Origin of the sequence: Arenimonas sp. (assembly GCF_047602345.1) — a bacterium.
Taxonomy (GTDB): Bacteria; Pseudomonadota; Gammaproteobacteria; order Xanthomonadales; family Xanthomonadaceae; genus Arenimonas.
Window position 1 is genome coordinate 474067 of sequence record NZ_JASGHN010000010.1, and the last position, 19988, is coordinate 494054.

General features: G+C 66.0%; 17 protein-coding genes, 1 tRNA gene and 1 pseudogene. 14 read left to right on the plus strand and 5 right to left on the minus strand.

Annotation, left to right across the window (positions count from 1 at the left end; all coding sequences use genetic code 11):
* Position 1: 1 nt before the first annotated feature.
* Positions 2 to 910, minus strand: a complete 909-nt coding sequence (locus tag QM707_RS15000) for a lipid A biosynthesis lauroyl acyltransferase (protein ID WP_415002685.1) — start codon at positions 908 to 910, stop codon at positions 2 to 4.
* A gap of 78 nt (positions 911 to 988) precedes the next feature.
* On the opposite strand from QM707_RS15000, the gene dtd reads away from it, so the two are divergent.
* From dtd to QM707_RS15020, 4 genes are all read left to right on the plus strand, one after another.
* Positions 989 to 1435, plus strand: a complete 447-nt coding sequence (dtd, locus tag QM707_RS15005) for a D-aminoacyl-tRNA deacylase (RefSeq protein ID WP_415002686.1) — start codon at positions 989 to 991, stop codon at positions 1433 to 1435.
* Positions 1436 to 1548: 113 nt separating this feature from the next.
* Entirely contained in the window at positions 1549 to 3396 is a 1848-nt protein-coding gene (rpoD, locus tag QM707_RS15010; RefSeq protein WP_415002687.1) for an RNA polymerase sigma factor RpoD, read from the plus strand.
* Between the two features lie 93 nt (positions 3397 to 3489).
* Positions 3490 to 3565, plus strand: a tRNA-Ile gene (locus QM707_RS15015).
* 29 nt (positions 3566 to 3594) lie between these two features.
* On the plus strand, positions 3595 to 3966 hold the full coding sequence (locus QM707_RS15020; protein WP_415002688.1) for a DUF4288 domain-containing protein: 372 nt from the start codon (positions 3595 to 3597) through the stop codon (positions 3964 to 3966).
* A gap of 15 nt (positions 3967 to 3981) precedes the next feature.
* On the opposite strand, the gene QM707_RS15025 is transcribed toward QM707_RS15020, so the two are convergent.
* The 3 genes from QM707_RS15025 to QM707_RS15035 are packed head-to-tail and all read right to left on the minus strand — an operon-like array spanning position 3982 to position 7357.
* Positions 3982 to 5670 (minus strand): amidohydrolase, encoded by a 1689-nt coding sequence (locus QM707_RS15025; protein WP_415002689.1) that lies wholly within the window; start codon positions 5668 to 5670, stop codon positions 3982 to 3984.
* Between the two features lie 42 nt (positions 5671 to 5712).
* Complete coding sequence (eda, locus tag QM707_RS15030) at positions 5713 to 6351, minus strand: bifunctional 4-hydroxy-2-oxoglutarate aldolase/2-dehydro-3-deoxy-phosphogluconate aldolase (RefSeq protein ID WP_415002690.1); 639 nt, start codon at positions 6349 to 6351, stop codon at positions 5713 to 5715.
* Positions 6338 to 7357, minus strand: coding sequence for a PfkB family carbohydrate kinase (locus tag QM707_RS15035; RefSeq protein WP_415002691.1), 1020 nt, complete (start codon positions 7355 to 7357; stop codon positions 6338 to 6340). Before QM707_RS15035 ends, eda begins: the two co-directional genes overlap by 14 nt.
* 193 nt (positions 7358 to 7550) lie before the next feature.
* On the opposite strand from QM707_RS15035, the gene QM707_RS15040 reads away from it, so the two are divergent.
* Positions 7551 to 10361, plus strand: a complete 2811-nt coding sequence (locus QM707_RS15040) for a TonB-dependent receptor (protein WP_415002692.1) — start codon at positions 7551 to 7553, stop codon at positions 10359 to 10361.
* Between the two features lie 61 nt (positions 10362 to 10422).
* Complete coding sequence (locus tag QM707_RS15045; protein WP_415002693.1) at positions 10423 to 11493, plus strand: pectinesterase family protein; 1071 nt, start codon at positions 10423 to 10425, stop codon at positions 11491 to 11493.
* A 20-nt stretch (positions 11494 to 11513) separates the two neighbouring features.
* On the opposite strand, the gene QM707_RS15050 is transcribed toward QM707_RS15045, so the two are convergent.
* Positions 11514 to 12884, minus strand: a complete 1371-nt coding sequence (locus QM707_RS15050; RefSeq protein WP_415002694.1) for a pectate lyase family protein — start codon at positions 12882 to 12884, stop codon at positions 11514 to 11516.
* Between the two features lie 155 nt (positions 12885 to 13039).
* Here QM707_RS15050 and QM707_RS15055 point away from each other — a divergent pair, with 155 nt between their 5' ends.
* From QM707_RS15055 to QM707_RS15090, 8 genes and pseudogenes are all read left to right on the plus strand, one after another.
* Entirely contained in the window at positions 13040 to 13876 is an 837-nt protein-coding gene (locus QM707_RS15055; RefSeq protein WP_415002695.1) for a 2-keto-4-pentenoate hydratase, read from the plus strand.
* On the plus strand, positions 13873 to 14865 hold the full coding sequence (locus tag QM707_RS15060) for a TRAP transporter substrate-binding protein (RefSeq protein WP_415002696.1): 993 nt from the start codon (positions 13873 to 13875) through the stop codon (positions 14863 to 14865). Before QM707_RS15055 ends, QM707_RS15060 begins: the two co-directional genes overlap by 4 nt.
* A gap of 8 nt (positions 14866 to 14873) precedes the next feature.
* Positions 14874 to 15383, plus strand: coding sequence for a TRAP transporter small permease (locus QM707_RS15065; protein WP_415002697.1), 510 nt, complete (start codon positions 14874 to 14876; stop codon positions 15381 to 15383).
* Between the two features lies 1 nt (position 15384).
* Positions 15385 to 16665 (plus strand): TRAP transporter large permease, encoded by a 1281-nt coding sequence (locus QM707_RS15070; protein ID WP_415002698.1) that lies wholly within the window; start codon positions 15385 to 15387, stop codon positions 16663 to 16665.
* Between the two features lie 85 nt (positions 16666 to 16750).
* Positions 16751 to 17848 (plus strand): LacI family DNA-binding transcriptional regulator, encoded by a 1098-nt coding sequence (locus QM707_RS15075; RefSeq protein ID WP_415002699.1) that lies wholly within the window; start codon positions 16751 to 16753, stop codon positions 17846 to 17848.
* Between the two features lie 44 nt (positions 17849 to 17892).
* A complete protein-coding gene (gene kduI / locus QM707_RS15080) occupies positions 17893 to 18744 on the plus strand; it encodes a 5-dehydro-4-deoxy-D-glucuronate isomerase (RefSeq protein WP_415002700.1) in 852 nt (283 codons plus the stop codon).
* Between the two features lie 29 nt (positions 18745 to 18773).
* On the plus strand, positions 18774 to 19532 hold the full coding sequence (kduD, locus tag QM707_RS15085; protein ID WP_415002701.1) for a 2-dehydro-3-deoxy-D-gluconate 5-dehydrogenase KduD: 759 nt from the start codon (positions 18774 to 18776) through the stop codon (positions 19530 to 19532).
* 87 nt (positions 19533 to 19619) lie between these two features.
* Positions 19620 to 19987, plus strand: a pseudogene (locus tag QM707_RS15090) (cupin domain-containing protein); the annotation flags it as partial.
* Position 19988: the final 1 nt, after the last annotated feature.

The following is a 19988-nucleotide window of genomic DNA, read 5'->3' on the forward strand; positions in this document are numbered from 1 at the left end:
GTCAGTAGCAGTCGGGATAGTAGGGGTTCTTTTCGCCGGAGCCGCGCGGGCGCCGCGAGTAACGTTTATACGTCCATTGGTATTGCCGCAAGTCGCGCCGCGCAATGGCCTCCACCTGCGCGTTCATCGCCGTCGTCGCGACCACGAGGTCGGGGTCGGCGATGCGCGGATCGGCCTGCTCGAAACGGATGTCGAAACCGCCCGGCACCGGTTCGGCCCAGGCGAAAACCACCGGTGCGCCGCTGCGCTCGGCCAATCGGGGGATCAGGCTCAAGGTCAGGGCCTGGCGGCCGAAGAAGGGCGCGAACTCGCCGCCACCGAACTTCGGTTGCTGGTCCGGCGTGATACCGACCATGCCGCCTTCTTTCAGCGCCTTCCACAGCGGACGCATCGCGTTCGTCTCGGCCGGCACCAGTCGTACGTTCGGCCCGCCGCGGGCCAGCCGCAGGAAGACGTCCCCGGCGGCTTTTTCCGGCACGCGGTAGACCAGACTGAAGGGCGCGCGCGAAGCGAGGTATTGGATCAGCAGTTCCCAGTTGCCGTAGTGCGGCGCCGATACGATCAGGCCGCGGCCGTCGGCGAGGGCGCGATCGAGCAGTTCCACGCCATGCACGGCGCGAACCAACCGCAGGTTGGCGCCGCGCTTGTGCGTCCAGACGCGCAGGGTTTCGAGCAGGTTGCGGCCGGTGGCGCGCAGGATCTCGCCGACGAGGCCTTCGCGCGCCCGGGCATCGAGTTCGGGCGCGATCAGCTCGAGATTGCGACGCGCCACCTTGGCCTCGCGCGTGCCCAACGCATGCGCCAGGCGACCCGAGACGGCGCCGAGCCAGCGGGCGAGGGGCAAGGGCAGGAAGCCGACCAGCGCGGCGCCGGCGAACATCAGCCGCCCAAGGATTTGCGAAACAGCCATGACCTCAGTGTAATTGCCGGCAGGGGCCGGAGCATGGGCCTTTTTTCCTAGGCCTCTCCCTCCCTCGACGAATCGCCGATGATCGCCCTGATCCAACGCGTGACCGAAGCAGCCGTGTTCGTCGATGCGCAGTGCGTCGGCCGCATCGATGCCGGCCTGCTTGCCCTGGTGGCGGTCGAACCCGACGACGATGAAGCGCGCATCCGCCGAATGTGCGAACGACTGCTCGGCTATCGGGTTTTCCCCGATGCGCAGGACAAGATGAACCTCTCGCTGACCGACACCGGCGGCGGCCTGCTGCTGGTCAGCCAGTTCACGCTGGCCGCCGATACGCGCAAGGGCATGCGGCCCAGCTTCACGACGGCGGCACCGCCGGAGGCAGGCCTGCGCGGCTTCGAGCGCCTCGTCGAGTTCTGCCGGCAGGCGCACGGCCCGGCCGGGCGCGTTGAAACGGGTCGTTTCGGGGCCCATATGAGGATCAGCCTGGTCAACGACGGCCCCGTCACCTTCCGGCTCCAGTCCTGACGACCCTCTGGACCCTTAACAAAAAGTCCTTGTCTAACATATACATAGCGCTGAAAATTGCGCCCTGTGTATAATACGCGGTTCCTCCGATCCCTTTCCCCTTGGCAGACTTCATGGCCACCGACCGTCCTGCGCAACAGTCCGAAATCAAGCAGCTGATCAGCAAAGGCCTCGAGCAGGGTTATCTGACCTTCGCCGAAGTCAACGATCACCTGCCCGACGACATCGTCGATCCGGAACAGATCGAAGACATCATCGGCATGATCAACGGCATGGGCATCGAAGTGCACGATGTCGCGCCCGACGCCGAAACGCTGCTGATGGCCGATAGCGCGCCGGCGCGTTCGGAAGACGATACCGTCGCCGCCGAAGAAGCCGCCGCTGCCCTGTCCGCGCTGGACACCGAAGGCGGTCGCACCACCGATCCGGTGCGCATGTACATGCGCGAGATGGGTTCGGTCGAACTGCTCACCCGCGAAGGCGAAATTGCCATCGCCAAGCGCATCGAGGAAGGCCTGTACCAGGTGCATGCCTCGCTCGCCAGCTTCCCCTGGTCCACCCAGTTGCTGCTCGAAGACTACGACCAGTTCCTCGAGGGCAAGAAGCGCTTGTCCGAAGTGATCACCGGTTTTCTCGATCTCGAGCAGGCGGCGGAAGAAATGCCGGCCGAGATCGACGAGAACGCCGAGATCGAAGTCGAGGAAACCGAAGAAGGCGACGGCGAAAGCGACAGCGCGCCGGACACCGGCCCGGATCCGGCCGAAGTGGCGCGGCGCATGGATACGCTGCGCGGCCTGCAGGCGAAGTTCCACAAGAGCCACGCCAAGGTGGGCCCGGCCGACAAGAAGACGCTGAAGCTGCGCAGCGAGATGGCGGAGGAGTTCCTTCGCCTGAAGCTGCCGCTGGCCCAGGTCGATGCTTTCACGCGCAAGCTGCGCGAAGTGGTCAATTCGATCAAGGAACACGAGCGCCGCGTGCTCGATATCGCCACGCGCGACGCCAAGATGCCGCGCAAGGATTTCATCAAGGCGTGGCCGGGCAGCGAAACCGACACCGGCTGGGCCGACGAGGTCATCCGCCGCAAGCAGAAGTGGTCGTCGGGCATCCGCGAGTTCAAGGACCTGATCGTCGCCGAGCAGGAAAAGCTTATCGGCGTCGAGCAGACCCTGCACCTGTCGTTGACCGACATCAAGGAAATCAACCGCGCGGTCGCCTACGGCGAAGCCAAGGCGCGCAAGGCGAAGAAGGAAATGGTGGAGGCCAACCTTCGCCTCGTCATCTCGATCGCCAAGAAGTACACCAACCGCGGCCTGCAGTTCCTCGACCTGATCCAGGAAGGCAACATCGGCCTGATGAAGGCGGTCGACAAGTTCGAATACCGCCGCGGCTACAAGTTCTCGACCTACGCCACCTGGTGGATCCGCCAGGCCATCACCCGCTCGATCGCCGACCAGGCGCGCACCATCCGCATCCCGGTGCACATGATCGAGACGATCAACAAGCTCAACCGCATTTCCCGCCAGATGCTGCAGGAAATGGGTCGCGAACCGACCCCGGAAGAGTTGGCGAAGAAGATGGAGATGCCCGAGGACAAGATCCGCAAGGTGCTCAAGATCGCCAAGGAACCGATCTCGATGGAGACGCCGATTGGCGACGACGAGGATTCGCACCTCGGCGATTTCATCGAGGACACCAATGTCGAGTCGCCGATCGAAACGGCGACCAACATCGGCCTGCGCGAAACGGTCAGCGACGTGCTCGCCGGCCTGACGCCGCGCGAAGCCAAGGTGCTGCGCATGCGCTTCGGCATCGACATGAACACCGACCACACGCTGGAAGAAGTCGGCAAGCAGTTCGACGTGACCCGCGAGCGCATCCGTCAGATCGAAGCCAAGGCCCTGCGCAAGCTGCGTCACCCGAGCCGTTCGGAACAGCTGCGCTCGTTCCTCGACCTCGAGTAATCAGTCGCAAGAATCGCGTGAGAAACGAAGCCCCGCGAAAGCGGGGCTTTTCTTTTGCATGCGGCGGGAATTGCCTGATAATGCGAACAGCGCGGGCCTATAGCTCAATGGTTAGAGCACGGGACTCATAATCCCTTGGTTCCAGGTTCGAGTCCTGGTGGGCCCACCACTCCTGCCCTGCAGTTCACGAGAACGCCCATGACTTGGTACGCGGCGCACATTCTGATCGGGGTTCGTCGTGCGGACGGCAGAAGTTCGGAAACATTGGTGCACGAGAACATCGTGTTATTGGAAGCGGTGTCTTCGCAGATGGCGCTCGAGAAGGCGCAAGAGATTGGCCGCGAAGAAGCGGTGATCGACGATCAAATGACGATCGACGATGCGCCCGCTATCCGTCAGTTCATTGGTGTGCGGAAAATGGTTAACGTAAGCAATCCTCATCCTTTGGATGCGGACCAGGATCGCCCGGTCAGCGGAACCGAGATTTCCTACTTGGAGTTCAGGGTTTCCAACGAACGTCTTGCCGACTTGGCGGCGGGTGAATCCGTCGAACTGGAGTACCTCGAATAGCGGCGCTGTTGGCCGTTACTCCCCGCTCGCCTCTTCCCGTTCGTAAACCTTCCTCCCACCCACCCACGTCTCCAGCACCTGGGTGGACCAGATCTGCGACGGATCGACGGCGAAGTAGTCGCGGTCGATCAGGATGAAGTCGGCCTGCTTGCCCGGCTCCAGCGTGCCGAGATCCTTCTCCTGCCCGGCGGCATACGCGGCATCGAGCGTGAAGGCGCGCAGCGCTTCTTCGCGCGTCAATGCCTGCTCCGGATGCCAGCCGCCCGGCGGTTTGCCGTCGTGGTCCTGGCGCGTCACGGCCGAGTACAGACCAAAGAACGGATTGGGCGATTCGACCGGGAAATCGGAACCGCCTGCGACTACGGTGCCTTGCTTGAGGAAGGTGCGCCACGCATACGCGCCGCGCAGGCGTTCGGCGCCGACGCGATCCTCGGCCATGTTCATGTCGGATGTGGCGTGCGTGGGCTGCATCGATGCGATCAGGCCCAATTCGACGAAACGCGGGATATCCTCGACTGCGACGACCTGCGCGTGTTCGATGCGGTTGCGTCGCGCCTTCGCTTCCGGATATTTCTTGAAGGCCTCGGCGAAGCTGTCGAGCACGACGCGATTGCCGCGATCGCCGATGGCGTGCACGTTGACTTGGTAGCCCTTCGCGAAGGCCTTCTCGATCATCGCCACCATCTGAGCCTGCGTGGAGAACAACAGGCCGCTGTTCTTCGGGTCGTCCGAATACGGCGCCAGCAGCGCCGCGCCGCGGCTGCCGAGCGCGCCATCGGAATAGAGCTTGATGCTGCGCACGCCCAGCATCTCGTCGGCATGGCCGCCGCCTTCCAATGGACCGTCGGCGGCGATCGCGTCGAAATCCTTGTCGGTGCCGCCAATCATCGCGTAGATGCGCGCGGTCAGGCGCCCCTGCTGCGCATAGCGCTGATAGATGCGATAGGTCGGCTCGTCGATACCGGCATCGTGTACGCCGGTCAGCCCGACACTGGCCATCGCATCGAGCGCGGCATCGAGCGTATCGATGCGCTCGTCTTCGTCCGGCGCCGGAATGGACTTTTCGACGAGCAGCATTGCGGCATCGACGAGCAGGCCGGTGGCATCGCCTTTGGCATCGCGTTCGATGCGACCGCCGACCGGATCGGGCGTCTCGTGCGTGATGCCGGCACGCTGCAGCGCCAAGCTGTTCGCCCAACCGGCATGGCCGTCCACGCGTTCGAGCCAGGCCGGGCGATCGGAAATGGCAGTATCGAGTTCCTTCGCGGTCGGGAAACGACCGAGTTTCCAGACCACCTGGTTCCAGCCGCGGCCACGCACCCAATCGGCGCCGCTGGCCTCCGCGTGTTTCTTCGCGATTGCCAGCGCCTCATCCAACGACTTCGCCGTCGTCAGGTCGGCCTGGCTCGCCATCTGGCCGAGGCCCATCACATGGCCATGCGCGTCGATCAGTCCAGGCAACATCACCCGGCCGCCGCCATCGATGCGCTGCGTATCGCCATGCGCTTGCGCGCGCGCCGCGTCGCCGGTCGCGACCACCTTGCCATCCTCGACCAGCAGGGCATCGAAGCGCTGCAACTTGCCGGCGGCGTCGAGCGTGTAACCCTTCACCGGGGCGATCAGCAGCTGGTTCTCGTGCGCCGAAGCGGAGAAAACGATCGCCAGCAAGGCGGCCAGCAGGGACGTACGGCGAGCGAGTGACATGCGGAGCTCCGGAGCGGGACCCCGCAGAGGATAACGCGCGCCTCAGCTACGCAGGGCGGTCGCCTGTCGGGCCAACGTTTCGATAGCGCTCCAGTCGTGGCCGCTCAGCGCGCCCGCTGGCAAGACCCAGGAGCCTCCGACGCAGAGCACGTTCGGCAATCGCAGATAGTGCGGGGCGCTGGCGGCCGTAATGCCGCCGGTCGGGCAGAAGCGCGCGTCGGGGAACGGTCCGGCGAACGAGGCCAGCATCGCCGCGCCGCCAGCCTGCTCGGCCGGAAAGAACTTGAAGGTGTCGACGCCGGCGCGTATGCCCTGCATCAGTTCCGACGGCGTCGCGATGCCCGGAAGATAGGGCAGGCCGATCTCGCGCGCGCAGTCGAGCAGACGCGGATCGAGACCTGGCGACACGGCGAAATGCACGCCGAGTTGCCTCGCCTGTTCGAGTTGGCGCGCGTGCAGCACCGTGCCGACGGCGACGATGGCCTCGGGCACCCATTCCACGACCGCGCGCGCCGCGTCGATCGCACGCGCATTGCGCAAGGTCACTTCGATGATGGGAAGGCCGCCGCGCACCAGGCACTGGGCGACGCGCACCGCTTCTTCGGTGTTGCCCGGCGTATAGACCGGGACGACGGGCGCGGCGCGCAGCAGCGCGCGGATCGACGAATCAACGGCGCACATCGAAACGCCCCTGTTTGACGAAGGCGCGGACGTCTTCGACGCCGAGCAGGTTGAAGTCTCCGGGCAGCGAGTGCTTCAGGCAAGAGGCGGCGAGTCCGAAGCGCAACGCATCCTCGTCCGACTGTCCGGAGATGAGGCCATGCAGGACGCCGGCGGCGAAGGAATCGCCGGCGCCGATGCGATCGACGATCGGCGAGATCTCGTGCGAGCCGGTCTGGTGCGTCTGACCATCGCGCGACAGCATACGGGCCGACAGCGCATGGTGGTCGACGCTGTGCTGCGTACGCAGCGTCGTGGCGAGGCGGCCGAGTCGCGGGAATGCTTCGAACGCCGCAGCGGCGGCGGCATCGACACGCGACTCGCTATCGGCCTGCGCGAATTCCTTGCCGAGCACGACCGCGATATCGCGATGGTCCGCGAACAGGATATCGGCGTTGTCGATGATCCTGCGCAGCAGGCCTGGCGCATCGCCTTTCCACGCGTCCCACAACTTGGTGCGGTAGTTGCCGTCGAAGGAGACTTTCACGCCGGCGGCTCGCGCGGCTGTCGCGGCGGCGATCGCGGCGTCGGCGGCGCGCTGACCCAGGGCCGGCGTGACCCCGGACAGGTGCAGCCAATCGGCGCCGGCCAACAGGCTGGGCCAGTCGTAGTCCGATGGTTCGGCGACAGCGAAGGCCGAGCCGGCGCGGTCGTACAGCACTTCGCTCGGGCGATGGATAGCGCCCGGGACCAGGAAGTACAGGCCCATGCGCCCCGGCCGACTGCGCAGCGCGCGGGTATCCACGCCATGTCGGCGCAATTCGCCGGCTGCCGCGGCGCCGAGGGGGTTGTCCGGCAGAACGCCGACCTGGGCGGCTTCATGGCCGAAATGGGCCAGGGACACGGCCACATTGGCCTCCGCGCCTCCGACATGGACCTCGAATGCAGGGGACTGGAGCAGCATCTGGCGCCCCGGGGCCCCCAGGCGGAGCAGCACTTCCCCGAAACAGACGATCCGGCTGGGCATGGTTTTCCTCGGCTGGCGGCCCAGGGGGCCGGGGTTTCGGGGGTCGGCGGCTAGTTGTCGCAGATCGCCGAATGTTTTGCTAGGCTCTTTTGACCACCGGTGTCAGCGGCGGACAAGTTGTAAATGATACCGGTGTCAAAATTCAACTGAGCCGACCTCGAGATCGGCCAAACTACCCTGGGAGGGGACCAACATGAAGTCGACCCAACGTCGCCAGCAGGCGCCGCTGCATGCCGTACTCAGCTCGGCGATCGTCGTTGCGTTGTATGCGGGCCCGGGTATCGCCCTGGCGCAGGACGCCGCGCCGGACTCTGCGCCGGCGACGAAAGAGGAACAGGACGCCGAAGCGAAGAAGAAGGACGTCAAGGACCTGGACGGCGTCGAAGTCGTCGGTTTCCGCGGCAGCCTGGAACGCGCGCTCGACATCAAGCGCGAATCGGTCGGCGTCGTCGACGCCATCGTCGCCGAAGACATCGCCGACTTCCCCGACCTGAACCTGGCCGAATCGCTGCAGCGCGTACCAGGCGTATCGATCACCCGCGACGCAGGCGAGGGACGCAACATCTCCGTGCGAGGCCTCGACTCGCAATTCACCCGCGTGCGCATCAACGGCATGGAAGCGTTGACGACCACCGGCGGCACCGACAGCTCCGGCGGCGCCAACCGCGGCCGCGGTTTCGATTTCAACGTTTTCGCCTCGGAACTGTTCAACAACCTGCAGGTGCGGAAGACTTCGTCGGCCGATACCGAGGAAGGTTCGCTCGGCGCGACGGTCGACATGCGCACGGCCCGCCCCTTCGACTTCGATGGCTTCACTTTCGCGGCGGGCGGGCAGCTCAGCCACAACGACCTGGCCGGCGGCACCAGTCCGCGCGGCTCGATGCTCATCAGCAACACCTGGGCCGACAAGAGGTTCGGCGCCCTGCTGTCGGTCGCGTACACCGATCGCAGCCTGATCGAAGAGGGCCATAGCACGGTGCGTTGGGACAACGGCACCAGCAGCGGCGGATTCTCCGCGGCCTCGCCCTACGCCGCCGCGCGCAGCGCCGACGTGTTCCACCCGCGCATTCCGCGCTACGGCGTGCTCGAGCACGAGCAGCAGCGCCTCGGCATCACGGCCGCGCTGCAGTTCGCGCCGTCCGACGACACGATCATCAATTTCGACGCGATGTATGCGGACTTCGACGCCAAGCGCACGGAGAACTTCCTCGAAGCGGTTTCGTTCAGCCGCACCGGCACCGGCAAGCCCCAGACCGTCGTCGTCGACGGCGAGATCGATGCCAACGGCAACCTGGTCTATGGCCGCTTCAACAACGTCGACGTGCGCAGCGAAGCGCGCTACGACGAACTGAGCACGACCCTTACCCAGTTCTCGCTCGACGCCAAGCATGACTTCAGCGAGAACTTCAGCCTCAGCGGCATGATCGGCCACTCGAAATCCGAATTCGACAACCCGATCCAGACGACGATCACCTTCGACCGTTTGAACGTCCAGGGCTATACCTACGACTACCGCTACAACGACCGATTGCCGGCCATCTACAACGGCTTCGACGTCACCGATCCCAACCAGTGGACCTTCGCCAACGGCGCATCGGAAATCCGCCTGCGCCCGCAGGCGGTGGACAACACCTACGACGTCCTCCAGCTCGACTTCGACTGGCAGCTCAACGAGACGTTCTCGCTGCGCGGCGGCGTGCAGAAGAAGAAGTACGAGTTCGTCTCGCGCGAATGGCGCCGGGCCTCGGAAACCGCGGTGCCGGCCTTGCCGCCGGGCACCACCGTCGCCGACCTCTACGAGTGGATGGAGCTCAACGGCACGTCGGTCGCCGGCAACGACGGCGGCTGGGTCATCCCCGACATCGATGCGTTCGCCCAGCTCTTCGACATCTACAGCAATAGCGGCACCTTCGCCGTCACTCAGGAAGTCGCGAGCGCGCGCGGCAACAATCGAGGCGTGACCGAACGCGACCTCGGCTTCTATCTGCAACTGAATTTCCAGACCGACTGGGGCTCGGTGCCGATTTCCGGAAACTTCGGCCTGCGCCACGTGCGCACGGAACAGGAGTCGACCGGTTACGCGATCATCGGCACCACGCCGGTGCTGACGACGGTCGAACGCGACTACAGCGACCTGCTGCCCTCGTTCAACATCGTCGCCGAAGTGACGCCGGACTTCCTGATCCGGTTCGGCGCCGGCAAGGTGATGGCGCGACCCGGCCTCGGCAACCTGACGCCGGGCGTAACCGTCAGCGTCAGCGGCGGCAACCGCGTCGTGACCGGCGGCAATCCGCTGCTCGATCCGTTCCGCGCCACCACGGTGGACCTGAACTTCGAGTGGTACTTCGCCAAGGAATCGCTGCTGTCCCTCGGCTTGTTCTACAAGGACATCAAGACCTTCGTGCAGACCTCGCGCGAAACGCGCGCCTACAACACCTCCGGCCTGCCGGATGAACTGCTCGTCGGCACCGGCGCCCTGCCGACCGACGATTTCCAGTTCAACATCCCGGTGAACACGCCGGGCGGAAAGCTCAAGGGTTTCGAGGTCATCTACCAGCAGCCCTTCACTTTCCTGCCGGGCCTGTGGAAGAACTTCGGCGTGCAGCTCAACTACACGTACGTCGACTCGCAGATCCAGTACGTGACATCGACCGGGTTGAACTCGCTGCGCACCGATCTGACCGGATTGTCGAAGAACGCCTACAACGCCACCCTCTACTATCAGGGCGAGCACTTCTCTGCCCGCGTATCCGGCGCCTATCGCGACGACTATTTGACGACGGTGCCTGGTCGCAACAACAACGATGTCGAGGGAACGAAAGGGACGTTCACGGTCGATGCCTCGGCGTCCTGGAAGTTCAACGAGCATTTCGAGGTCAGCGTCGAAGCGCTCAACCTGACCGACGAATACAACGACCAGTGGGTGGACTCGGAAGGCGACCGGTCGTCGGTTTACCACCACACCGGCCGCGAGTTCCTCGTCGGCTTCCGCTACAAGTTCTGATCGCGACGGCTCGCGTTCGTCCGGCGGCCATGCCGCCGGACGACGTTCGCCCCGACGCCTTATGCAGCGCAGAGATTTCCTGATCATGGCCGGGCTGGCCGTAGCCGTCGGCGCGACGAAGGTGCGCGCGGCGGCGACCATGGCCGACGCGTACGTCGGCCCGGGCGGTCATGCTTCGCTGTCGTCGGCTCTGCGTGCGGCGCCAGGCGATGCCTCGCGACCGTATCGCATCGCCATCGCACCGGGCCTGTGGCGCGGGCAGGTTCGCATCGACAAACCGAACATCCACCTGATCGGCTCCGGGCGCGATGCCAGCGTCATCGCATTCGGCGCATCCGCGGGTGATCGTCGCGAAGACGGTTCCACGCTGGGTACGGCCGCCAGCGCGACGGTGACGGTCGTTGCGCCAGGATTCCACGCCTATCGCCTGGGCATCCACAACGACTTCGACTACGCGACGGCGCTCGCCGCCGGAGCGGCGCAGGACGGCGCGCAGGCCGTCGCGTTGCGACTAGCCGGAAACAGCGACCGTTGCCTGTTGCGGGATGTCGCGCTGCTTTCGCACCAGGATACGTTCTACCCGGACGCCGGTCGTTGCCTGTTGCGGCACTGCCTGGTCGCCGGCAGCGTGGACTTCATCTTCGGCGCCGGCTGCGCCTGGTTCGAGCAATGCGAACTACGTTCGCGCCATCGCCCGGCGCAGGCGCGGCAAGGATGGCTGGTCGCTCCCAGCACGCCGATTTCGCAAGCAGCCGGTTTGGTTTTCGATCGCTGCCGATTGCGGGCCGATGCCGGGATGCCGGCCAACAGCGTGGCCCTCGGGCGTGCCTGGCGCCCGACGCGCGATTTCGCCGATGGCCGCTACGGCGATCCGCAGGCCACTGGGCAGGCGGTCTTCCTCGATTGCTGGATGGATGCGCATATCGATCGAGCCCAGGGTTGGGATGCGATGCGCTATCGCAGTCGTAGCGGCGAGCGCATCGATCTGTCACCGGAACACGCACGTCTGTACGAATACGGCAGCCGCGGACCCGGCGCCGCGCGTTCGCCGAACCGGCGCTGGCTCAGCCCGGCGCAGGCGGCGGAATTCCGTCGCGAGGTCGTGCTCGGCGATTGGCGGGAGGCCGCATGAGAGCAGGCCGCCCGAATTCTTCAGCGCAGCGGCTCGCGTCGCGGCAACGGCTTCAGCGGTTCCATCGTCGCCAAGTCCCAGTCGGCCGGCACGAAGGCCTGGCGCGTTTCCGCCTGTTTGGGATAGCCGCCGACCTGATCCTGGCTATCGATGATGCGGCCGCGTCCTTCGATGGTATCGGCCAGGATGCGGCGATCGACGTCGTCGCGATCCCAAGGGCGCGCGCCGGCGTTGGCGACCACCGCATCCTGGACTTCGCGCGAAGGCAGCAGGCGCACGCCGAAGGGCAGGGCGGGCGCTTTGGTCGCGATGTCGATCCTGACCGGTGCGGTGGTGTAGCTGCCGCGCTGCGGCAAGGCATTGCCGAGGCGGTCGACCGCGAGGTTGTCCTCCAGGTACAGGTCGAGGTCGCCGGAACCACCCATGCTGAAGAAGGCGACGTCCTCGGTGGAGATGCCGGCACGCATGACGTTGCCGCGCGCCACCAGCTGTCCGCGCGAATACGGATGGCCCAGCCATTCCTCGGCGATCAGGTTGTAGTGCACGCTGCGCTGGCCCGGGTCGTAGATCAGGTTGTTGAGCACCTGTCCGCGCGCGCCGCCCTTGAACAAGGGATTGCGCTCGTAGTTGTGCGCATAGAGGTTGCCGACGATCAGGATGTCGTTGACGTGGTCGTGGATCAACGAGCCCTTCGAATGTTCGCCCTTGGCGTGCGTGGCGAAAGCCAGGCCTTCGGCGATGATGTTGTTGCTGTAGGTGATGCGACGCGAGGCGGCCTCCATCCACTGCTGTTCGCCCTCGCCGAAAAAACGCGTGCTCGAGGCGGACAGGTTCTCGTCGGTCGCCCAGGTCAGCGAGCAATGATCGACGATGACGTCGCGGGCGCCGCGGACCGTGGTGATGGCATCGATGTCGCCCGACCATTTCGGTCGGCCCCCATCGCCGGGGCGGATGCGCACGTGTCGCACCACCACATCGTGCGTGGCGATCGTCAGGCCGCCCTTGATGATGTTGACGCCGGGCTGCGGCGCGGTTTGTCCGGCGATCGTCAGGTAGGGCTCGGTGATGCGCAGTTCCTTCATGCCGAGGTCGATGACGCCGCCCACTTCGAACACGACGATGCGTGGCCCGGACGTGGCGATGGCTTCGGCGAACGAGCCCGGTCCCTCGGCCGCCAGCGTGGTGACGCGAAGGATCTTGCCGCCGCGACCACCGGGCGTGTGCGCGGCCCAGCCCTGCGCGCCGGGGAACGCCAGCGGCGCGGAAGTTTCGCCGGCGGTTCCGACGCTCGCCAGCGCAGCGAACAGCAACGCGCTCTTCGCGCATCGCCACAGCCAACGGGTAACGACGTGCGCCTTCGGGCCAATGGGTCGGTAACGGATGGTTTCCATGCCTTGATCCTGAGGGATGCCGCGATGGCCGTGTTCTCGACGCCATCGATCGGCGGGGAAGTTGTAAATGACACCGGTTTCCTCTATATCAATCCTGACCCGTCGGTGCCTAGTGCCCGACGGGTTCCAGCTGGCCTGACGGCCGGGAGTTCCTCGTGAGTCCAACCCCGTCCGGTTCCGCGCCTTCCCCCAAGTTCGTCGCCAGCGCATTCGGTCGGGCGCGCGAGCAGGCGCGGGCGCTCGATGAATTTCCCGGTGGCGTATTGCCGGCCGATCTCGAAGCGGCCTACCGCATCCAGGATTGGGCCATCGACCATTGGCCCGACCAGCTTGTCGGTTGGAAAGTGGGGTTCATCGCGCCTTCGCGCCGCGACGCCTCCGGCGACGATCGACTCGTTGGCCCGATATTCGCGCGCTCCGTCTGGCCGTTGCGATCGGGAGACAGCGTCGATGTGCCGGTGTTCGATGGCGGCTTCGCCGCGGTGGAAGCCGAGTTCGTCTTCCGCCTCGCGGTCGATGCGCCGGACGGAAAACTGGAGTGGACATCGCAAGAGGCTCTCGCGCTCGTCGCCGCGTTGCACTTCGGCATCGAGATGGCCGGTAGCCCGTTGGCGACGATCAACGAGTTGGGGCCGACCGTCGTGGTTTCCGATTTCGGCAACAATGCCGGCGTTGTGCTGGGGCCGGAAATTCCCGGCTGGCGCGAACGGCAGGAGGACGGAATGCGCTGCGCGACCTATGTCGACGACCAACTTGTCGGCACCGGGACGGCGGCGTCCGTGCCGGGCGGACTGGGCGAAGCCCTGGCCTTCGCCCTGCGCCGCTGCGCACGACGCGGCATACCGTTGCGCGCCGGCATGCTGGTGACGACCGGCGCTGCGACCGGCATCCACGACATCCTGCCCGGACAGCGCGGGCGCGTGGTGTTCGAAGGTTTCGGCGAACTGCGGTGCCGCGCGATCGCGGCGTCTCCCGCCGGGATGACGCGTTGATGCGCCGTCGCGAATTCATTGCCGCCGCCGTGGCCGCCGCTGCGTCGGCCCTGCTGCCGCGCGCTGCCGGGGCGCTGTCGGGTCGGCGCGTGTTGACCGCGACCGACGTGCACCCGAAGGACTACCCGACGGTGCGCGCCGTGCAATGGATCGGCGAAGTGCTGGCGAAGGAAACACGGGGGGCTCTTTCGATCCGGCAATACCCCTCCGGTCAGCTGGGTCGCGAATCGGATTCGATCGACATGGCGCGCTTCGGCGCGATCGACATCACGCGCGTCTATACCGGCGGTCTGAACAACGCCTTCCCGCTGACGCAGGCCTTGTGCCTGCCCTATGTCTTCGACTCGGTGGTGCATCTGCGCCGCGCGCTCGATGGCGAAGTGGGCGATGCGGTGCTGCGCGGATTCGAGGCGCGCGGTCTGGTCGGCTTGGCCATCTATGACAGCGGTGCGCGCTGCTTCTACAACACGCGTCGGCCGTTGCAAACGCCCGCGGACCTGCGCGGCCTGAAGCTGCGCGTGCCGCCTTCCGACATCTTCATCCGGCTGTTGCGCGATCTCGGCGCCAATCCGACGCCGCTGGCGTTCGGCGAGGTGTATTCGGCGCTGGAGACGCGCCTGATCGACGGTGCCGAGAACAACATCCGAAGCTTCCATTCGAGCCGGCATTTCGAAGCGGCGCCGTACTGGTCGCAGACGGAGCACTCCTACGCGCCCGATGTCCTGCTGATGTCGCAGGGAAGTTTCGAGGCTTTGACCCGTGACCAGCAACAGCTGGTGCGCGACACCGCGCGGCGCTCGGTGGCCGTCATGCGCGAGGCCTGGGATGCGTCGGAAGCCGCCGCGCGCGCAGCGATCGACGCCAGCGGCGTGCACCGCAATGCTTCCGATACGGCGAGCTTCGTGGCCGCCGCGCAACCCCTGCTGCGGGACTACCTGCGCGACCCCGCGTTGGCGGTCTTGCATCGCCGTATCCGCGACCTGGCCTGAGGACAACGATGTCGTCACCGAATTCCACCGATACGATGCCCGCCGGTTCGATGGACCGTCTTGCGAACGTTGCGCTCGGCATCGCCGCGCTGGCCTTGCTTGGCCTGGTCCTCGTGCAAGGCTGGCAGGTTTTCGCGCGCTACGTGCTCAACGACTCGCCGAGTTGGACCGAACCGGCGACGCTGCTCCTGCTCAGCACCTGCCTGAGCCTCGCGGCCGCCTCGGGCGTGCACCGCCAGCGGCACTTCAGTTTCCACCTGCTTGCCGATGCGATGGGCCCGACCGCGAAACGCGCGATGCAGTTCGCGACGCAACTGGCGATCGCCGGCGTCGGCGGCCTGCTCGCCTACGATGGTGCCGTGCTGGCCCTGGCGAACATGGACGTGCGCGCGGCCGGCGCGCCCTGGCCACAGGGAACGACCCTGTGGCCGCTGTCGCTGGGCGGGTTGTTGATGCTGGCGTTCAGCCTGCATCGCCTTTCGCAGCTGCTGCGCCGACCGGCTGCGGAGGCGAACTGAAATGGCCATCGCCGTATTGTTCGGTGTCTTCGTCCTGCTGTTGTTGATCGGCGTGCCAGTGGCGTTCTCGCTGGCCTTGGCGGCGCTGGCCGCGCTCTGCTATCTCGACCTGCCCGCCCTGGTGCTGGTGCAGCAGATGGCGGCCGGCACGAGCACCGCCTCCCTGATCGCGATACCGCTCTTCATCTTCGCCGGCGAATTGATGATGCGCGGCGGCATCTCGGAGCGCCTGATCGGACTCGCCGGCGCCCTGGTCGGTCGACTGCGCGGCGGGCTGGGCCAGGTCAGCATCCTGTCGTCGCTGTTCTTCGGCGGCGTGTCCGGCTCGGCGATCGCCGATGTCTCGGCGGTCGGCGGCGCGATGATCCCGCAGATGATCAAACGCGGCTACGACCGCGACTACGCCGTCAACGTCAGCATCATGGCCGCGCTGGTCGCCCTGCTGGTGCCACCCTCGCACAACCTGATCCTCTTCTCGGCGGCGGCAGGCGGCGGGATTTCCATCGCCGATCTGTTCGCCGCCGGCGTGGTGCCGGCATTGCTGATGACGCTGGCCCTGATGATCACCGGCTATCTTGTCGCGCGACGACGCGGTTACGGCACCGAAGCCTTTCCGGGCTGGCAGGCGGTCGGTCTGCGCCTGGTTTCGGCCCTGCCCGGACTGGGTCTGGTCGGATTGATCTTCTTCGGCATCCGCGCCGGCATCTTCACTGCGGTGGAGAGCGCGGCGATGGCCGTGGTCTATGCCTTGCTGATCACCGTCTTCGTCTACCGGCGCCTGCATTGGCACGAATTCGCCGAAGCCGTCACCGGTGCCGCCGGCACGACCGGCGCGATCCTGTTCGTGATCGCGGCGGCCTCCGCTTTCGGTTGGTTGCTGGCTTACCTTCAGGTGCCGGCTGCGGCGGTGGAACTGCTGCAATCCATCGCGCATCAGCCGACCAGCGTGCTGATGCTGATCGTGCTGATCCTGCTCCTGCTGGGAACGTTCATGGATCTGGCCCCGATGATCCTGATCTGCACGCCGATTTTCCTGCCGGTGGCGCGGGCCTATGGCATCGACCCGCTGCATTTCGGCGTCGTCCTGATCCTGACCGGCGGCATCGGGCTGGTGACGCCGCCGGTCGGCTCCGTGTTGTTCGTCGGCACTGCGATCGGCGGCATCAGCATCGGCCAGAGCCTGCGCAGCATCTGGCCGTTCTGGTTGGCGGCGCTGGTCGTGCTGATGCTCGTCGCTTTCGTGCCGGGGCTGTCGCTCTACCTGCCGGCAGCGATGAAATGACGTACGCGTGGCGAGCCGTGGCGAAGACGCAGGCGCGGCTCCATGGCGGACCGGCCCCGTTCAGGGCGGCTAGAATCGGGCCACCATGAAAAAAGAAAACAAGACCACCCCGCCCACGCCAAAGCCTGCCAGGGACGCGCCCGTCGTCGGCAGCGGCGCCAACGGCAAGAACACCATCGGCGACATCGCCCGGCTCGCCGGCGTGTCGAAGAAGACGGTGTCGCGCGTGCTGAACGAATCGCCCCTGGTACGGCCCGACACGCGCGAGAAGGTGCTGGCGCTGATGCAGAACGTCGGCTACGTCCCCGACCCGCAGGCGCGCGGCCTGGCTTTTCGCCGATCGTTCCTGATCGGGCTCGTGTTCGACAATCCGACGGCGCAGTACATCGTCAACCTGCAGTACGGCGTGCTCGATGCGCTGCGCGGTTCGGGCTTCGAGCTGGTGGTGCATCCCTGCGATTCGAAGAGCGAGAACTACATCGACGGCATCCGTCGTTTCGCCCAGCTGCAGAAACTCTACGGTGTGATCCTGGTGCCGCGCGTGTCCGAGGACCAGGCCCTGGCCGAAGCGCTGCGCGAGATCGGTTGCCGCTACGTGCGCATCGCCTCGGTACCGCTGGACGAGCACGCGAGCATGGTGCTGACGCACGACCGTCATGCCGGCACCGAAGCCGCCGACTATCTCGAGTCCCTCGGGCATCGCCGCATCGCGCTGATCACCGGCCCGAAGCGCTACCGCTCTTCCATCGAACGCGGTGGCGGTTTCATCGATGCACTGGCGCGGCGTGGCGTCGAGCTCAGCCCGGAGCTCGTGTATGAAGGCGGTTACACCTTCGAATCCGGCGTGGCCGGCGCCGAACACCTGTTGACCAAACATCCGCGGCCGACGGCGATCTTCGCTTGCAACGACGAAATGGCCGCCGGCGTCTACAAGGCGGCCCTGCGCATGGGCCTGTCGGTGCCGGGCGACCTGTCCGTCATCGGTTACGACGACAGCCCGCTCGCTTCGCAGCTCTGGCCCGCGCTGACGACCATCCAGTTGCCGGTGCGCGATCTGGGGCGACAGGCGGCCGCGATGCTGCTGGCCGAGCACTGGCCGAAGTCCTCGCCGCAGGCGCAGGCCGGCATCTCGGTTTCGCCGCACCTGGTCGTGCGCGATTCCTGCCAGCCGCCGCATTCCTGATCTGGAACTGAAACGCCGGCGCCCGCACCGGCCGCAAGGAGATAGTGGAGATGTACTGCAAGACCTACCACGCGACGCACCCGGACATGATGGCCGGCGCCAGCAACCAGCAACTGCGCGATCGCTACCTGGTATCCGATCTGTTCGTGGCGGAGGCCGTTCGCCTGAACTACTCGCATAACGAACGCTTCGTCATCGGTGGCGCGGCGCCCGTGCACCGGTCCGTTTCGTTGCCGGCGCAGACCGAGCCGGCATCGGCGAAGGACAAGCCCTTCCTGGAGCGCCGCGAGCTCGGCATCGTCAACGTCGGCGCCGGCGCGGGTTCGGTGACGGTCGATGGCGAGCGTCATGTCCTGCAACCCAAGGACGGCCTGTATGTGCCGATGGGAAGCGTCGAAGTGGTGTTCGCGTCCGAGGATGCGGGCACGCCTGCCCGTTTCTACCTCGCTTCGACGCCGGCGCATGCGCGTTTCGAGACGAAACACATCTCGATCGCGCAAGCCGTGCCCCTGGAGCGCGGCGCGCTGGAAACCTCGAACGAGCGCACGATCTACCAGTACATCGTGCCGGCGACGTGCCGCTCCTGCCAGCTGTTGCTCGGGCTGACCGTGCTCAAGCCGGGCAGCGTCTGGAACACGATGCCGCCGCACCTGCACGACCGCCGCAGCGAGATCTATTTCTATTTCGACCTGGGCGACCAGCGCGTCATGCATTTCATGGGCGATCCGGCCGACACGCGGCACCTGGTCATCGCCAACGAAGAAGCGGTGGTCTCGCCGCCCTGGTCCATCCACATGGGTTCGGGCACGAAGAACTACTGCTTCATCTGGGCGATGGGCGGCGAGAACCTCGATTACACCGACATGAACCAGCTCGACATCTGCCAGCTGAAGTGACGAACGCACAGCCCGCAAAGGACCCGCCCATGCAACTGCAAGCATTCGACCTCAGCGGCCGCGTCGCCCTGGTCACCGGCGCCAGCGGCGGTCTGGGGCAGGGTCTGGCGCTGGCGCTGGCGCAGGCCGGCGCCGACATCGTCGCCGTCGGCGTTTCCGATGCCACGTCCACTGCGGATACCGTGCATCGCGTCGGGCGTCGCTTCCTTCATATCCAGGCCGATCTGGGCAGCGTCGCGCCGATCGCCGGTATCGTCGAGCGTGCGCTCGCCGAATTCGGCCAGCTCGATATCCTGGTCAACAACGCCGGCATCATCCGTCGCACCGATGCATTGGACTTCAGCGAACAGGACTGGGACGCCGTAATGGACGTCAACCTGAAATCCGCCTTCTTCCTGGCGCAGGCGGCCGGCCGGCACATGGTCGCGCGTGGTAGCGGCAAGATCATCAACATCGCCTCGATGCTGTCCTTCCAGGGCGGCATCCGCGTGCCGTCCTACACGGCGAGCAAGTCCGGACTCGCCGGCATCACCCGCCTGTTGGCCAACGAATGGGCTGCGCGCGGCGTCAACGTCAACGCGATCGCGCCCGGTTACATGGCCACCGACAATACCGCGCCGCTGCGCGCCGACGCCGATCGCAATCGTTCGATCCTCGAGCGCATTCCCGCGGGGCGTTGGGGCACGCCGGCCGATCTGGCCGGCGCCGCGGTATTCCTGGCCTCCTCCGCATCCGACTACGTGCACGGTGCGGTGCTGCCGGTCGATGGCGGCTGGCTGGCGCGCTGAAGGCGCAACCGAAGTCTCGGAGGATCGTCCATGCGCATGCTGTCCCGTGTATTGATCGGCGCCCTGCTTTCGATGCCGGTCGCTTTCGCTGCGCCTACGCGCGATTCCTTCGTCGAGAACGAACGCGACATCGCCGTCGAGCAGCCGGGGCCGCACGAAGGCGAGGGAACGACCACCGCTTATCCGTTCTTCGCCCAGGCCGAGGACCTGCGCTTCGTGTTCCGCAAGCGCGCCTTGCACAAGGGCGCGACGATCGGCCTGCACGTCAACGACAAGGACGAGGTCTACTACGTGCTGAGCGGACGCGGCGAACTGACGCTGCAGGAAAAACGCGCGAAGTCGGTCCGGGCGACGCCATCCTGACGCGCGACGGGGACAGCCATGCGCTGCGCCAGCTCGGCGACGAGGACCTGGTGATCATTATCGCCTATCCCAAACGCGAAACGGAACGCTGAG

Coding starts and splice junctions, on each gene's coding strand:
- QM707_RS15000 (WP_415002685.1), bottom strand. CDS start 910: ATGGCTGTTTCGCAAATCCTTGGGCGGCTGATGTTCGCCGGCGCCGCG.
- dtd (WP_415002686.1), top strand. CDS start 989: ATGATCGCCCTGATCCAACGCGTGACCGAAGCAGCCGTGTTCGTCGAT.
- rpoD (WP_415002687.1), top strand. CDS start 1,549: ATGGCCACCGACCGTCCTGCGCAACAGTCCGAAATCAAGCAGCTGATC.
- QM707_RS15020 (WP_415002688.1), top strand. CDS start 3,595: ATGACTTGGTACGCGGCGCACATTCTGATCGGGGTTCGTCGTGCGGAC.
- QM707_RS15025 (WP_415002689.1), bottom strand. CDS start 5,670: ATGTCACTCGCTCGCCGTACGTCCCTGCTGGCCGCCTTGCTGGCGATC.
- eda (WP_415002690.1), bottom strand. CDS start 6,351: ATGTGCGCCGTTGATTCGTCGATCCGCGCGCTGCTGCGCGCCGCGCCC.
- QM707_RS15035 (WP_415002691.1), bottom strand. CDS start 7,357: ATGCCCAGCCGGATCGTCTGTTTCGGGGAAGTGCTGCTCCGCCTGGGG.
- QM707_RS15040 (WP_415002692.1), top strand. CDS start 7,551: ATGAAGTCGACCCAACGTCGCCAGCAGGCGCCGCTGCATGCCGTACTC.
- QM707_RS15045 (WP_415002693.1), top strand. CDS start 10,423: ATGCAGCGCAGAGATTTCCTGATCATGGCCGGGCTGGCCGTAGCCGTC.
- QM707_RS15050 (WP_415002694.1), bottom strand. CDS start 12,884: ATGGAAACCATCCGTTACCGACCCATTGGCCCGAAGGCGCACGTCGTT.
- QM707_RS15065 (WP_415002697.1), top strand. CDS start 14,874: ATGTCGTCACCGAATTCCACCGATACGATGCCCGCCGGTTCGATGGAC.
- QM707_RS15070 (WP_415002698.1), top strand. CDS start 15,385: ATGGCCATCGCCGTATTGTTCGGTGTCTTCGTCCTGCTGTTGTTGATC.
- QM707_RS15075 (WP_415002699.1), top strand. CDS start 16,751: ATGAAAAAAGAAAACAAGACCACCCCGCCCACGCCAAAGCCTGCCAGG.
- kduD (WP_415002701.1), top strand. CDS start 18,774: ATGCAACTGCAAGCATTCGACCTCAGCGGCCGCGTCGCCCTGGTCACC.